Source organism: Streptomyces sp. NPDC001750, from assembly GCF_042892615.1.
Lineage (GTDB): Bacteria > Actinomycetota > Actinomycetes > Streptomycetales > Streptomycetaceae > Streptomyces.
This window is the reverse complement of sequence record NZ_JBIAUE010000014.1, coordinates 13,951-28,174: the sequence shown is the minus strand read 5'-3', so window position 1 is coordinate 28,174 and position 14,224 is coordinate 13,951. Positions and strand designations below refer to the sequence as shown.

Annotated in this window: 11 protein-coding genes and 1 pseudogene; 4 read left to right on the top strand and 8 right to left on the bottom strand. The window is 72.6% G+C overall.

The genetic code is table 11. The features are described 5' to 3' along the window. Positions 1 to 118: 118 nt before the first annotated feature. Complete coding sequence (locus ACFYY6_RS21650; protein WP_389194667.1) at positions 119 to 1,237, bottom strand: ADP-ribosylglycohydrolase family protein; 1,119 nt, start codon at positions 1,235 to 1,237, stop codon at positions 119 to 121. A gap of 94 nt (positions 1,238 to 1,331) precedes the next feature. On the opposite strand from ACFYY6_RS21650, the gene ACFYY6_RS21645 reads away from it, so the two are divergent. After that, the gene (locus ACFYY6_RS21645; protein WP_351623526.1) at positions 1,332 to 1,610 is read left to right on the top strand and encodes a DUF6343 family protein; all 279 of its coding nucleotides are present in this window, start codon (positions 1,332 to 1,334) and stop codon (positions 1,608 to 1,610) included. A gap of 144 nt (positions 1,611 to 1,754) precedes the next feature. Here ACFYY6_RS21645 and ACFYY6_RS21640 read toward each other — a convergent pair. From ACFYY6_RS21640 to ACFYY6_RS21630, 3 genes and pseudogenes are all read right to left on the bottom strand, one after another. Then, positions 1,755 to 2,028: pseudogene (locus ACFYY6_RS21640) on the bottom strand (hypothetical protein). A 172-nt stretch (positions 2,029 to 2,200) separates the two neighbouring features. Next, positions 2,201 to 2,806, bottom strand: coding sequence for a dephospho-CoA kinase (gene coaE / locus ACFYY6_RS21635; protein ID WP_351520597.1), 606 nt, complete (start codon positions 2,804 to 2,806; stop codon positions 2,201 to 2,203). Between the two features lie 57 nt (positions 2,807 to 2,863). Beyond that, positions 2,864 to 3,802, bottom strand: coding sequence for a PAC2 family protein (locus tag ACFYY6_RS21630; protein WP_351520599.1), 939 nt, complete (start codon positions 3,800 to 3,802; stop codon positions 2,864 to 2,866). 483 nt (positions 3,803 to 4,285) lie between these two features. Between ACFYY6_RS21630 and ACFYY6_RS21625 the strand changes: the two genes are divergently transcribed. Further along, entirely contained in the window at positions 4,286 to 5,269 is a 984-nt protein-coding gene (locus ACFYY6_RS21625; RefSeq protein ID WP_351520601.1) for a right-handed parallel beta-helix repeat-containing protein, read from the top strand. A gap of 194 nt (positions 5,270 to 5,463) precedes the next feature. On the opposite strand, the gene rpsA is transcribed toward ACFYY6_RS21625, so the two are convergent. Then, positions 5,464 to 6,972 carry a 30S ribosomal protein S1 gene (gene rpsA / locus ACFYY6_RS21620; RefSeq protein ID WP_073788681.1) on the bottom strand — a complete coding sequence of 503 codons (1,509 nt, stop codon included), beginning with the start codon at positions 6,970 to 6,972 and terminating at the stop codon, positions 5,464 to 5,466. Between the two features lie 412 nt (positions 6,973 to 7,384). Here rpsA and ACFYY6_RS21615 point away from each other — a divergent pair, with 412 nt between their 5' ends. Together ACFYY6_RS21615 and hrpB are read left to right on the top strand one after the other, a co-directional pair. Beyond that, positions 7,385 to 8,185: a methyltransferase domain-containing protein gene (locus ACFYY6_RS21615; protein WP_351520617.1), complete on the top strand. Its 801-nt coding sequence runs from the start codon at positions 7,385 to 7,387 to the stop codon at positions 8,183 to 8,185. Positions 8,186 to 8,351: 166 nt separating this feature from the next. Continuing rightward, positions 8,352 to 10,856: an ATP-dependent helicase HrpB gene (gene hrpB, locus ACFYY6_RS21610; protein ID WP_389194664.1), complete on the top strand. Its 2,505-nt coding sequence runs from the start codon at positions 8,352 to 8,354 to the stop codon at positions 10,854 to 10,856. Here hrpB and ACFYY6_RS21605 read toward each other — a convergent pair. From ACFYY6_RS21605 to ACFYY6_RS21595, 3 genes are all read right to left on the bottom strand, one after another. Then, entirely contained in the window at positions 10,843 to 11,889 is a 1,047-nt protein-coding gene (locus ACFYY6_RS21605) for a DUF3068 domain-containing protein (RefSeq protein WP_389194661.1), read from the bottom strand. The genes hrpB and ACFYY6_RS21605 overlap by 14 nt on opposite strands. A 103-nt stretch (positions 11,890 to 11,992) precedes the next feature. Continuing rightward, a complete protein-coding gene (locus ACFYY6_RS21600; RefSeq protein WP_351520606.1) occupies positions 11,993 to 12,133 on the bottom strand; it encodes an SPW_0924 family protein in 141 nt (46 codons plus the stop codon). Between the two features lie 171 nt (positions 12,134 to 12,304). Further along, on the bottom strand, positions 12,305 to 14,020 hold the full coding sequence (locus ACFYY6_RS21595) for a lytic murein transglycosylase (protein ID WP_388649396.1): 1,716 nt from the start codon (positions 14,018 to 14,020) through the stop codon (positions 12,305 to 12,307). Between the last annotated feature and the right edge of the window lie 204 nt (positions 14,021 to 14,224).

The following is a 14,224-nucleotide window of genomic DNA, read 5'->3' as shown; positions in this document are numbered from 1 at the left end:
GTCACCGGTCCCCGGCCGCCGACCCGACGTCACCGGCCCTCATGCGGAGGGCCGTTGCCGAACGCCGCACACCCCCGCTCCCCGGCCGGTGTGTGCGGCGGACGGCGGACGGGTTCCGTCAGCACATCGGATAGCGGTCGGCGGGCCACACGACCGATTGCTCGAACTCCAGGCACAGATCGTCGGCCAGCCCGCCGATCACCGTGCGCCCCTCGGTCGCCACCAGCCAGGACGGCGGAAGGTGGACGTCGCCGTGGCGGGCGCCGAGCAGATTGCCGCAGACCGCCCCGGTGGAGTCGCTGTCGCCGGAGTGGTTGACCGAGAGCAGCAGCGCCTGCGCCACCTGATCGGCGCCCGGCAGCACCAGAGCGCAGTACACGGCGATGGCCAGGGCCTCCTCCGCGATCCAGCCCGCACCCAGGGTCTCCACCTTCTCGGCCGTCGGCTGCCCCCCGGCGGCCAGGTCCACGGCAGCGCGCAACGCCGCCGTGGTCTCCTCGTGCCCCGGATGGCGGCCCAGCAGTTCCATGGCCCGCAGCACCGCGCCCGCCATCGAGTCGCCCTCCAGGAGATGGGCGACGATCGCCGCGAGCGCCCCGGCCGCGTACCCGCCGGTCGGATGGCCGTGGGTGATCTGCGCGCACCAGTAGGCGAGCCGGAAACCCTCCTCCGCATCCGCCCCCACCAGGCCGAACGGCGCCGACCGCATCACGGTGCCGCACCCCTTGGACCCGGTGTTCACGGGGCCCGGCCCGCCGAGCCGGGCCACCGGCTCCGGCACATGACCGGTGGCGAGACCGGTCAGGCAGGCGTTGCCGGGTGCCCGGCGCGCGTACAGCCAGGGCTCCAGCCTGAGCCGCCCGGTCCGCACCGGGTCGTCGCCGCCGCGAGTCGGCGGGGCGGGGTGATTCTGAGTGTCCAGCCAGCGCAGATAGGCGTTCCGCAGGATCGCGGTCTCGGCGCCGCCGATGCCCTTCGCCGCCGCCCGGGAGTGGGCCCTGATCAGCCCCTCGGCCGTGAACAGGGTCATCTGGGTGTCGTCCGTGACCCGGCCGACGACGCCTTCCTCGTCCGCGAGGAGCCCCCGCACGCCGTGCTCACCATGCGCACGCCGGATACCGGCGAGCGAAAGGAACTCCACCGGATTCCCCAGGGCGTCCCCTATCGCCCCGCCCAACAGACAGCCCCGCACCCGCGCCCTGCGGCCTGTGCGGTCCTCCCATGACGCGCCGTTCACGCATGATCCCCTCGACTCGCTGCCGACCCGGATCGGTGTCGACATGTCCCCAAAACGCCGTCGCGGGTCCATCCTGGTAGGAGAGGCGATCACCATGCGTACCGGTAACGAACCGACGACCGCCCGTAGTCCCCTGCGACTGCGGCTGTGCCTGAGTCTATGGGGGCTGGCCTGGGCCGTCTTCGGCCTGACCGCCTTCACGCTGGCCGGCCACCCGGGCTGGGCCGCCGCCTGCGGCCTGCTGTTCCTGCTGGTCCTCGCGGACATCGTGGTGATCATCCACCACATCCACCAGGGCCCGCACTACCAGCCGGGCCGCGACATCCCCCCGTACGAACCCGACCACGGCGGACGCGGACGGTACGGTCACTGACCCGGCGGCCCTACGACAGGCGGGCGCCCTCGCCCGTCGTGTGCCCTTCCCGGGCCGTCGGCCCGCGCCGGGAGGCCGGTCCTCCCCGGAAGGTCGGCCGTTCCCGGAACGTCAGGTCCCGGTCCGGAAGCGGGCCGCCTCCAGTTACTCCGGCTTCGGATCCAGCGCTGCGGCCAGCCGGAAGTGACGGCCGGACCGCTCGGAGCGGCCGGACCGCTCGAAGGTGCGGGCGAGCGCGAAGTGCGCAAAGGCGTTGTCCGGTTCACGCTCCAGCACGAGCTCGAATTCCAGCTCGGCCGCGCGCAGTTGGGCTGCGGCGAAGAACGCGCGGGCACGCGATCACCGAGTCCAGGAGCTTGACCGCGCCCCGGGGGTCACGAGCCGCCAGCAGGTGCTCAGCGGCGCGGAAGTCGACCAAATCGGCCTCCGGGTCCTCTCGGGCACGATCAGGCCCTCCCTTCGTCTCCCCGTTCTCAACTCCCGGCCGGGGCCCGCTGTTCCGATACGGCGTACGCCGGGCACGGGCCGCCGCCTCGGTGCTCGTCCCGGCCCAACGACCGCGGCCGTCCCGGCCGTTGGCCGCGGTCGCCTCAGCCCTTGGCCGCGGCCCGCCGGGTCAGCTCCGCCCACACCGCGCGGACCTGCGGCTCCAGCTCCTCCAGCGGGCCGTCGTTGTCGATGACCAGGTCGGCCACGGCACGCCGCTGCTCCCGGGTGGCCTGCGCGGACATCCGGGCGCGGGCCTCGGCCCCGGTCATGCCGCGCAGCCGTACGAGCCGGTCGAGCTGGGTTCGCGGACCGGCGTCCACGACGACCACCACGTCGTAGAGCGGGGCGAGCCCGTTCTCGGTGAGGAGGGGGACATCGTGGACGACGATCGCGTCGGGGCCCGCCGCCCGTTCCAGTTCGGCGGAACGGGCGCCGACCAGCGGGTGGACGATCGCGTTGAGCGTGGCGAGCCGGTCGGCGTCGGAGAACACGATCGAGCCGAGCTTCGGGCGGTCCAGGGCACCCTCGGCGGTCAGCACGTCCGTGCCGAACGCGTCGACGACGGCCGCGAGACCGGGCGTCCCCGGCTCGACGACCTCGCGCGCGATCCGGTCCGCGTCGATCAGTACCGCCCCGTAGCCGACGAGCAGCCGCGACACTTCACTCTTGCCGGCACCGATACCACCGGTCAGGCCCACTTTCAGCATGCCGGGCAGCCTAGTGCCGCGACCGGGGCCCCCAGGGAGGCGGCCCGGGACGAACGGTCAGGCATCCCCTTCACGCTCCGCGAGGAAACGCTCGAATTCGCGGCCGATCTCGTCGGCGGACGGCAGCTCGACCGGCTCGGCGACCAGATTGCCCCGGGTCTCGGCACCCGCGACCGCGTCGTACTGGTGCTCAAGGCCCTCGACGAGCGAGACGAGTTCCTCGTCCCCCTGGCCGATCTGCCGCTCGATCTCGGTCTGGGTGCGGTGCGCCTCGGTGCGCAGCGCATGGGCGACGGACGGCAGGACCAGCCCGGTCGCGGCCGTGATCGACTCCAGGGCGGTGAGCGCCGCGTCCGGGTAGGCGGAGCGGGCGACGTAGTGCGGCACATGCGCCGCGACGCCGAGGACGTCGTGCCCGGCCTCCATCAGCCGGTACTCCACCAGCGCTTCGGCCGAACCAGGGACCTGCGCCTCGTCGAACGGGCTGCGGTGGCCGGGCATCAGGTCCGTGCGGTTCCCGTGCGGGGTGATGCCGACGGGGCGGGTGTGCGGGACGCCCATCGGGATGCCGTGGAAAGTGACCGCGAGGCGGACACCGAGGCGCTCGACGATCTGCTCGACGGCGGCGGCGAAGCGCTCCCACTCCACGTCCGGCTCGGGCCCGGAGAGGAGCAGGAACGGCGCACCGGTGGCGTCCTGCACGACGCGGACCTCCAGCACCGGGGCCTCGTAGCCCGCCCACCGGTCGCGCCGGAAGGTCAGCAGCGGCCGTCGCGCGCGGTAGTCGACGAGCCGGTCGTGGTCGAAGCGGGCGACGACCTGGTGCGGCAGCGTTTCGAGCAGGCCGTCGACGATCTGCTCGCCGGTCTCACCCGCGTCGATGTACCCGTCGAAGTGGTAGAGCATGACCAGACCGGCCGATTCCTGGGCGAGCGCCATGTCGACGACGGCCAGCCCCTTCGGCTCCCATTCGTACAAACTCTGCGGATCAGGCACGGTTACCGCTCCTCCTCGTGTTCCTGGACAAGAACATCCGACGGGACACGAGCATTCCCGGGCCGCGGCTCCTCGGGCGACGGTTCACTGACCGTTCACTCCAGAACCCGTGCGAGAGAGCGAGCGTCCCGGGCGCCGTCGCTCTCCCCACCGGAAAGGCACACGCCGCCGGCCCGCCGGGCCCCTCGCGATTCCACCAGGACTCCCGCACGCCGCGGCACGATCAGGGGGCGCCAGCCAGGGCGTTGGCGTTCACGTCGCTGAACTCGCCCGTGTGCCGGACGAGTTCACACCACATCACGGCACCGGCCACCGCCGCGAACCCTGGTCCATACCTTGACACTCCCCCACCACATCCCTACCGTCACTGAGCGAAAGTTCAGGGACCCACCCCATGTTCATGTACGAACGACATGAAGCGCTCATGTCCGAGAGCGACGTGAGGCGAGCACGCCCTGGACTCCTCCGACGGGAAGGCCCCCCATGCGCACCCGCGTCCTGCTCCCCGCCCTGCTGGCCTCCGCACTCGCCACCGGCGCCCCCTCCCTCACCCCCGCGGCCGCGGCCACCACCGACGTGGACACGGCCACCACGGCCGAGGTCGTCGACGTGAGCACCGCCGCCCAGCTCAAGTCCGCCCTCGCCGCCGCCACCCCCGGCGACACGATCCGCCTCGCCGACGGCACGTACAAGGGGAACTTCAAGGCGACGGTCCTCGCCACCGCCTCCGCCCGGATCACCCTCACCGGCTCCGCGAGGGCGGTCCTCACGGCCGGCGGCGGCTACGGGCTGCATCTCAACGGCGCCTCCTACTGGACCGTCCGGGGCATCACCGTCACCGGCGGTCAGAAGGGCATCATGGCCGACGCCGCCACGGACGTCGTGATCGACTCCGTGACCGTGCACGATCTGGACATGGAAGGCGTCCACTTCCGCAGGTCCAGCAAGAACGGCGTCATCAAGAACTCGCGGATCCACGACACCGGGCAGGACGGCAGCGGCATGGGCGAGGGGGTGTACGTCGGCACGGCGGGGGATCTCTCCGACCGGAGCGACGGGGTCCAGATCCTGAACAACACGATCGGTCCCGGAGTCGGGGGCGAGAACATCGACATCAAGGAGGGCACCACCGGGGCGAGGGTCATCGGCAACACCTTCGACGGCAGCGGCCTGACCGGCGCCAACTACGACGACTCCTGGGTGGATGTGAAGGGCAACGACGTCCTGGTCCAGGGCAACCGGGGCTCGCGTACCACGAACAACGGTTACGAGACCCACACCCAGCAGAAGGGCTGGGGCTGCGGCACCGTGTTCCGCGACAACGCCTCGGACCTGTCCGGCTCCACGGGCGACAAGCGGATCGCGATCAACGTCACCAACTACGGCGCGAGCTGCCCGACCACCGTCTACAGCAGCAACACGGTGACCGGAGGCAAGGGGCTCACCAACATCACCGTCACGCCGTAGAAGCGCCCCGCGCGGAACGAGGCCACCCGCACGGAACGGAACCACCCACGCGGACCACCCCCTCGGCGGGCGCGCGAAGCCGCCCCGCGCGAAGCCGCCCCACGCACACGCATGAGGCCCGTTCCCCGAAGGGAACGGGCCTCACCGTCAGCTGCTCCGATCATTCACCGACCGGAGGGGCCGGGGGCGGAGCGTCAGCTCTGGCCGCCCGCCAGCTTCTCGCGCAGAGCGGCCAGGGCCTCGTCCGACGCCAGGGCGCCGGAGTTGTCCGCCGACTCCGAGGAGTACGAGCCACCGCTGCCGCCGGAGGCGGCCGGGGCACCACCGGCCGGGGCGGCAGCGCCCTCGGCAGCGGCGGCCTCGTCGGCCTCGCGGGACTTGATGACCTGGGCCTGGTGCTGCTCGAAGCGCTGCTGCGCCTCGGCGTACTGCGTCTCCCACGCCTCGCGCTGAGCCTCGTAGCCCTCGAGCCAGTCGTTGGTCTCGGGGTCGAAGCCCTCGGGGTAGATGTAGTTGCCCTGGTCGTCGTAGGACGCGGCCATGCCGTACAGGGTCGGGTCGAACTCGACCGACGCCGGGTCGGCACCGAAGGACTCGTTGGCCTGCTTCAGCGAGAGGCTGATGCGGCGGCGCTCCAGGTCGATGTCGATGACCTTGACGAAGATCTCGTCGTTGACCTGGACGACCTGCTCCGGGATCTCCACGTGGCGCTCGGCCAGCTCGGAGATGTGGACCAGGCCCTCGATGCCCTCGTCGACGCGCACGAACGCACCGAACGGAACGAGCTTGGTGACCTTACCGGGAACGACCTGCCCGATCTGGTGCGTACGGGCGAACTGCTGCCACGGGTCCTCCTGCGTCGCCTTGAGCGACAGGGAGACGCGCTCGCGGTCCATGTCGACGTCGAGGACCTCGACCGTGACCTCCTGGCCGACCTCGACGACCTCGGAGGGGTGGTCGATGTGCTTCCAGGACAGCTCGGAGACGTGCACGAGACCGTCGACGCCGCCAAGGTCCACGAACGCACCGAAGTTGACGATCGAGGAGACGACGCCGGAGCGGACCTGGCCCTTCTGCAGGGTCGTGAGGAACGTCTGGCGGACCTCGCTCTGGGTCTGCTCCAGCCAGGCACGGCGGGACAGGACCACGTTGTTGCGGTTCTTGTCCAGCTCGATGATCTTGGCCTCGAGCTCCTTGCCCACGTAGGGCTGGAGGTCACGGACGCGGCGCATCTCGACGAGGGAGGCCGGCAGGAAGCCGCGGAGGCCGATGTCGAGGATGAGACCACCCTTGACGACCTCGATGACGGTACCGGTGACGATCCCGTCCTCTTCCTTGATCTTCTCGATCGTGCCCCAGGCACGCTCGTACTGAGCGCGCTTCTTGGACAGGATGAGGCGACCTTCCTTGTCCTCCTTCTGGAGAACCAGGGCCTCGATCTCGTCGCCGACCTTGACGACCTCGTTGGGGTCGACGTCGTGCTTGATCGAGAGCTCGCGGGAGGGGATGACGCCTTCGGTCTTGTAACCGATGTCGAGCAGGACCTCGTCCCGGTCGACCTTCACGATGACGCCGTCGACGATGTCGCCGTCGTTGAAGTACTTGATCGTCTCGTCGATCGCGGCGAGGAAGGCTTCCTCGTTACCGATGTCGTTGACCGCTACCTGCGGGGTGGTGGCGGTGGTCTCGGTGCTGCTCGTCATGTGGGAAAGGGCTCCGGTACGGACAGTGAGTCGTAGGTACTGCTACGCCGGAAGCCCGTATCGCCTCTGCAGAAGCCGGACAGCCCGGGAAGCACCGGACCCGCCGTACGGGAGGCGCCTCGTGAACCGAGGGGACATACAACAGATGCGAGCGCGACCTGCTAGGTCTGAGGCGCGCAGGCTCGCAGCGCAACTTGTAGCATACGGGGGCAGCCGGGCACGGTCAATGCACGAAGGCGCACACCCGCGACGCATCAGCCCAATTCCGGCAGATTTCGTGTTCCACGAGGCCGCGTCGGCCGCGGGGCGCGTTCCCTTCGGTACGGAGCCCCGCTGGTCGGACGGCCCCTGGCGCATATCGCGTACGACGGGGTGAAGGCAAACTACAACGACGGACACGATGAGCCAAGAGATGCACCTGCCCGAGCCGGAGGCGACCCGCCGCGCGGCCTCGGAGACCGAGAGCAGCCGGGCCAGTCGCGGCTGGTGGGACCGGAACGCCGACGAGTACCAGAGCGACCACGGCGCGTTCCTCGGCGACGACCGCTTCGTCTGGGGTCCCGAGGGGCTCGACGAGGCCGAGGCCGGTCTGCTGGGTCCGGCCGAGTCGCTGAAGGGCCTCGACGTCCTGGAGATCGGCGCCGGCGCCGCGCAGTGCTCGCGCTGGCTGGCCGCGCAGGGGGCCCGCCCGGTCGCCCTGGACCTGTCGCACCGGCAGCTGCAGCACGCGCTGCGGATCGGCGGCGGGGTGCCGCTCGTGGAGGCCGACGCCGGGGTGCTGCCGTTCCGCGACGGCGCGTTCGACCTGGCGTGCTCGGCGTACGGCGCGGTGCCGTTCGTCGCCGACCCCGTGCGCGTGTTCCGCGAGGTGCGCCGGGTACTGCGACCCGGCGGACGCTGGGTGTTCTCGGTGACGCACCCGATCCGCTGGGCGTTCCCGGACGAGCCGGGGCCCGAGGGCCTGTCGGTCGCGGCCTCCTACTTCGACCGCACGCCCTACGTCGAGCAGGACGAGCGCGGCGAGGCGGTGTACGTCGAGCACCACCGGACGCTGGGCGACCGGGTGCGGGACGTGGTGGCCGGCGGGTTCCGGCTGGTCGACCTCGTCGAACCGGAGTGGCCCGCCTGGAACCAGCAGGAGTGGGGCGGCTGGTCCCCGCTGCGCGGCCACTTGATCCCGGGCACGGCGATCTTCGTCTGCGAACGGGACTGAGTCCCGGATCCGACCGCGGCCGCCGCCCTGCCACGGGGCGCCCGTGCCGGCCCCGGACTCCGACCCGCCCGCGCGGAAGCCGGGGCCGGTCCCGGTTCGTGGCCGCCGACCGGCCGCGTACGAGGCCGATTGCGGGCACCGCGCGGCCTCGTACCAGACTGGGGGCGTGATCCGCGCCCACGCCCTGGAACAGTTGCCCGTTCGCACCGCCGTGCCTGCCCTCGAGCGGGCGCTCGACGACCACGGCACCGCGGTGCTGTGCGCACCGCCCGGCACCGGCAAGACGACCCTGGTGCCGCTGGTCCTGGCCGGGCTGACCGGCGGCGGGCCGGCCCGCCGCGTGGTGGTCGCCGAACCGCGCCGGATCGCGGCGCGGGCGGCGGCGCGGCGGATGGCCTGGCTCCTCGGGGAGCGGGTCGGCGGGCGGGTCGGGTTCACGGTCCGCGGCGAGCGGGCGGCGGGGCGCGACACTGTGGTGGAGGTGGTGACCACCGGGGTGCTCCTCCAGCGGCTCCAGCGCGACCAGGAGCTGACCGGGGTCGACGTGGTGATCATCGACGAGTGCCACGAGCGGCACCTGGACGCGGACACCGTCGCCGCGTTCCTCCTCGACGTGCGGGAGACCCTCCGCCCCGATCTGCGGCTGGTCGCCGCGTCCGCGACCACGGACGCGGCGGGCTGGGCACGACTGCTGGGCGATGCCCCGGTGGTGGAGGCGCGGGGCGTCTCGCATCCGGTGGAGGTGGTGTGGGCGCCGCCCGCCGGGCCGGTTCGGCCGCCGCACGGCATGAGGGTCGATCCGGCGTTTCAGGCGCACGTCGCCGCGACGGTGCGCCGGGCGCTCGCCGAACAGGACGGCGACGTGCTGTGCTTCCTGCCCGGTGCGGGCGAGCTCGGACGGGTGGCGGGGCAGCTCGCCGGGGTGGACGCCGAGGTGCTCCAGGTGCACGGGCGGGCCCCGGCGGCGGTGCAGGACGCGGTGCTGGCCGGGTCGTCCGGCGGCCGGCGGGTGGTGCTGGCGACCTCGGTCGCGGAGTCGTCGCTGACGGTGCCCGGGGTGCGGGTCGTGGTCGACTCGGGACTGGCCAGGGAGCCCCGTACCGATCACGCGCGGGGGCTGAGCGCCCTGACGACCGTGCGCGCCTCGCGGGCCACGGGGCGGCAGCGGGCGGGCCGGGCCGGGCGTGAGGCGCCCGGGGTGGTGTACCGCTGCTGGGAGCAGGCGGAGAACGGGCGGCTCGCGCGGTTCCCGTCCCCGGAGATCGCGGTGGCCGATCTGACGGCGTTCGCGTTGCAGGCGGCCTGCTGGGGCGATCCGGAGGCGTCGCGGCTGGCGCTGCTCGACCCGCCGCCCGCCGGTGCGATGGGCGCGGCGCGCGAGGTGCTGACGGCGGTCGGCGCCGTGGACGCCCGGGGGCGGGTCACCGACCGGGGCGTACGGATGTCGCGGCTGGGCCTGCACCCACGGCTGGCGCGGGCGCTGCTGGACGGCGCCGCGGAGGTCGGCGGGCGACGGGCGGCCGAGGTCGTGGCGCTGCTGAGCGAGGAGCCGCCCCGGGAGTACGGGGATGATCTGGCGGCGGCACTGCGGACCGCCCGGCGGGGCGGGGACGGGTACGCGGCGCGCTGGCGGCAGGAGGTCCGGCGGCTGGCCGCGCCGGCCGGGGAGACCGGGGGCGGCTCCCCGGCCGGCCTGACCGACGCCGCCGTCGGCCTGGTGGCCGCGCTGGCGTTCCCCGAGCGGGTGGCGCGGGCGCGCGGCGAGGGAGCGTTCCTGATGGTGTCGGGCACGGGTGCGGAGACCCGCGAGGGTTCGGGGCTGCGGGGTGCGCCGTGGCTGGCGGTCGCGGTCGCCGACCGGCCCGCGCACGCGGCGTCCGCGCGGGTGCGGCTCGCCGCCGTGATCGACGAGTCCACGGCGCGGGCCGCCGCCGGACACCTGCGGTACGCGGGCGAGGAGGTGCGCTGGGCGGACGGCGACGTGGTGGCCCGCCGGGTGGAGCGGCTGGGCGCCGTGGAGCTGTCGGTGCGTCCGTTGGCGGAGCCCGATCCCGCGGTGGTGCGAGAGGCGCTGGTGGAGGGCCTGCGGCGCGAGGGGCTCGGGTTGCTGCGCTGGTCGCGGGAGGCCGGGCAGTTGCGGGAGCGGCTCGCGTTCCTGCACCGGACGGTGGGGGCGCCCTGGCCCGATGTGGCGGACGAGGCGCTGGCGGCGCGTGCCGGGGACTGGCTGGAGCCCGAGCTGTCGCGGGCCCGGCGCCGCTCCGACCTGGGGCGGATCGACGCGGGGCAGGCGCTGCGGCGGCTGCTGCCGTGGGCGACGGGTGAGGCGGCCCGGCTGGACGAGCTGGCGCCGGAGCGGATCGAGGTGCCGAGCGGATCCCGGGTCAGGGTGGAGTACGGCGGGGAGCGGCCCGTACTCGCGGTGAAGCTCCAGGAGTTGTTCGGCCTGGACCGGACGCCGAGGGTGGCCGGGGTGCCGGTCCTGGTCCATCTCCTCTCCCCCGCAGGGCGGCCCGCGGCGGTCACCGCGGACCTGGAGTCGTTCTGGCGGGACGGCTACCGGGCGGTGCGCGCGGAGCTGCGGGGCCGTTACCCGAAGCACCCGTGGCCGGAGGACCCCGCGACGGCGACGGCGACCCGGCTGACCAACGCCCGGCTCAGGCAGGAGTAGGGGGCGTGTCCGGGGCGGGCGTCGTCGCGTCGACGTGCCGTTCGGCGGGCCCCTTGCGACGCCGTTCGGCGGGCCCCCCGTCCTCCGGGCGCCGGGAGCGTGCCTCCAGCCACAGCGCGAGGGCGAGCAGCGCGGCGCCGAGAACCAGGAACCCCCACGGCAGGAACGAGGTCAGCAGCAGGATCGGCAGGCGCTGCGAGGTGACCAGGGCGACGGTCGACTCGATGTAGTCCTCGCGCATCTTCACATGTCCGGCGAAGACGGTGACGGTGTCCTGCGGCAGGCCCATCGCCTTGGCGTTGCGCAGTTCCTCCTTGTGGATCTCCTCGCCGTTGACGGGCGCTCCGGTGACCGGGTCGACCCAGAACATCCGCTTGGTGGTGTACCAGCGGGTCATGCCCGTCTTCGCGATCTGTTCCGGGGAGACGCCCTTGATGGGCATCTTCTTCGGCATCGGGACCTTCGTCCACGGGACGGTCTGCTCGAAGTAGTGGACGTCCATGCCTCGGAAGGTGCGGGTGCCCTTGTAGTGGATGGGCGAGCTGGTACGGGACTGGGCGTCGAAGTACTCGTAGTCGCGCTTCTCGGTGAGGAAGGGCCACTTGAACTCGATGCCCTCGCGCCTGACCGGGTCGCCGTCGACCATTTCGCCGGTGGCGTGGACGGGTGCCTGGCTGTGGGCGTCGAAGATGTAGCGCTCGGGGATCTCGGAGACCATCTTGCCGTCGGGTCCGGCGACGAAGCTGAGGGCGTCCCAGACGACGACGTCGCGTCCGGCGTCGCGTTCGATCCTCTCGGACTCCTCCACGTTGCCCTTGAGGGTCTGCACGATGGTGACCTTCGGGACCTGCTTGACCTTCATGCCGTCGTTGTAGTCGAGGAGGGTGGCGGGCTTCGCCTCCAGCACCATCTCCTGGTACTGACTGGGCGGGATCTTCGCCAGCCTCGGAAAGGCGTACCAGCGCAGCAGGGGCGCCATGGCGGCGAAGAAGACGGCGAGGGCCAGGAGTACGAGGCTGGCTCGGCGGCGCATGGTGGTGCCCTCCCTCAGCTTTCGTGGCTGCTTCCGCTGTGCGTTTCGTGCCGCGCGGCTGCCTGTCGCGTGGCTGCTTCAGGTGTTCCCGGTTCCCCGGAGGTCACTGCTTCTCGGGTCCCGGGACGGTGGTCAGCAATGGTTCGGGCGAGGTCTCTCCGGGCGGGGCCCCGATGGCGGAGACGGTGAGGACGAGCGCGAGGGCCGCGGCAAGTCCGATGGCGGCGGCGACGAGGGCACGCATGCCGGTCCTCCCGGTGAACACGGATCCGACGGCAACGGAACTGACAGGTCGTCAGGATTGGGGCACCGTAGCAACACGGACGCGAGAGGGGAACACGTGGAACAGCCCCTCCGCCGGGTGGTGGCGGAGGGGCTGCCGGGGGCGCGGGGTGCCGGCCGGGCGGAGACGGCGTCAGGTCGCGGGGGCCTCGATCACGAGGTCGATGACGAGCGTGGCGCCGCCCTCGGCGGTCAGGCGCAGCTTGTACGTGCCCGTGGTGGCGTCCGCGTGGAGCCCGGGGAGCTCCAGCCTGCCGTCCGCGCCCGTCCTCAGGCCGGTGAGCGAACGGACCACCTTGTCGTCCTCGTCCTTGAAGTACGGGCCCTTGTCGTTCTCGGTCGGCTCGTTCCCGCCGGGCTCGGCCCCGTCGGTGATCAGGGTGGCGGTCACGGCGACACCCGCGGCGATCGCGTTCTTGTAGGTGGCCTCGATCTCGACGGGGTCGGCGAACGCCGTGCCGGGCGCGGCGGTCAGGGCCTTGTCACCGATCCTGGTGATCTCGTCGGCCTGCCGGGCGGTGACGGTGGCGGTGTAAGCCACGCCGGGTAGCGCGCGGCCGGTGGCGACGGCACGCACCCTGAACTCCCCGGTGCGCTCGCCGGCCTTCAGCACCGGGGCGGTGGCCGTACCGTCGGCCCCGGTGGAGACGGTGACCTCGGGCTTGCCGTTGGCGAAGACGGCGTCCGTGTCGCCGGTGACGGTGAAGGTGACGGACACCCCGGCCATCGCGCCGCCGAGGGTGTCCCTGGCCCGCACCTTGATCCGCTCGGTGAACGCACTGCCCGCGGTGGCGGTCAGGGGGCCGGTCCCGGCGTTCTCCACCCGCGCGAGGGGCCGGGACGGCGTGGGGGTGGGCGTGGGAGTCGGCGTCGGGGTCGGGGTCGGACCGGTCGAGCCGCCGGGCTTCGGCTTGGGCGGCTTCGGCTTGGGCTCGGAACCGGGCTTCGGCTTGGTCTTCCCCGGCGGCGTGGGGGAGGAGCCGGTGGTGCCGGAGCCCGAACCGGCTCCGGAGTCCGAGCCCGTGCCGCTGCCGAGGGCGGGCGGAAGGGTGCCGGTGCCGTCGGGAATCTCGTGGGTGCCGCGCTTGTAGTAGTCGAACCAGGAGCGGACCGTGCGGAGGTAGACGTCCGAGTGGTTGTAGCTCAGGACCGCCCGGTCGAGATCGGCGGCGACGGACAGGTTTCGCGAGCCCGCGCAGAGATAGCGCGCTGCGGCGAGCGCGGCATCGTAGACGTTGTTGGGGTCCTTGCGGCCGTCGCCGTTGCCGTCCTGGCCCCAAGTCGCCCAGGTGGACGGGATGAACTGCATCGGGCCGACGGCACGGTCGTGCGTCGCGTCCCCGTCGTACGCCCCGTTGTCGGTGTCCTTGATCAGGGCGAAGCCCCGGCCGTCGAGCACCGGGCCGAGGATCGGGGCGAAGGTCGTGCCCTCCGCGTCGACCCGTCCGCCGCGGGCGTGACCGGACTCCACCTTGCCGATCGCGGCGAGCAGTTGCCACGGCAGCCGGCATGCGGCATCGCTGTCGGCCACGGTCCGTTCGGCCTTCTTGTACGCGGCCAGGACCGAGGCCGGTATGCCGGATTCCGAACCGCCGGTGAGGGGCGACTCGATGGTGGTTCCCGGCTTGTGGGGCGAGTTCAGCGGCGGCAGTTCCGTGTAGTACGGCGAATTCCCGGTGGCCACGCCCTCGTCGGGCTGCGGCGCCGCTCCCGTGGACCGCGCGTCGCCGCTCGCACCGGCCAGTGGTGTGCCGGGAGCACCCGAGGCGGACAGCGCCGCCACGGCGACGGCGGCCACGGCGGTGGTGGTCGCCCCCTTGCGAAGTCGGCGACCGAACTGCGCTGCCATACCCGTGACCCCTCCCGTCGTCGGCTGCCCGCGCTCCCCGGCGCCGGGACTCGGAGCCTGTCGGATCACCTTCGACCGGGAAGCGGACGCGGTATGGTGCGTGCGGTTCCAGGGCGCCGAGTTGGTCTCGTAGCGGAGCTACCAGGCCATTTCGGCAACACCGGAAGCGTGCGCGCCAGGGCGTGGCCGCCCGGTCGGGGGTCA

Coding starts and splice junctions, on each gene's coding strand:
- ACFYY6_RS21645 (WP_351623526.1), top strand. CDS start 1,332: ATGCGTACCGGTAACGAACCGACGACCGCCCGTAGTCCCCTGCGACTG.
- coaE (WP_351520597.1), bottom strand. CDS start 2,806: ATGCTGAAAGTGGGCCTGACCGGTGGTATCGGTGCCGGCAAGAGTGAA.
- ACFYY6_RS21625 (WP_351520601.1), top strand. CDS start 4,286: ATGCGCACCCGCGTCCTGCTCCCCGCCCTGCTGGCCTCCGCACTCGCC.
- rpsA (WP_073788681.1), bottom strand. CDS start 6,972: ATGACGAGCAGCACCGAGACCACCGCCACCACCCCGCAGGTAGCGGTC.
- ACFYY6_RS21615 (WP_351520617.1), top strand. CDS start 7,385: ATGCACCTGCCCGAGCCGGAGGCGACCCGCCGCGCGGCCTCGGAGACC.
- ACFYY6_RS21605 (WP_389194661.1), bottom strand. CDS start 11,889: ATGCGCCGCCGAGCCAGCCTCGTACTCCTGGCCCTCGCCGTCTTCTTC.
- ACFYY6_RS21600 (WP_351520606.1), bottom strand. CDS start 12,133: ATGCGTGCCCTCGTCGCCGCCGCCATCGGACTTGCCGCGGCCCTCGCG.
- ACFYY6_RS21595 (WP_388649396.1), bottom strand. CDS start 14,020: ATGGCAGCGCAGTTCGGTCGCCGACTTCGCAAGGGGGCGACCACCACC.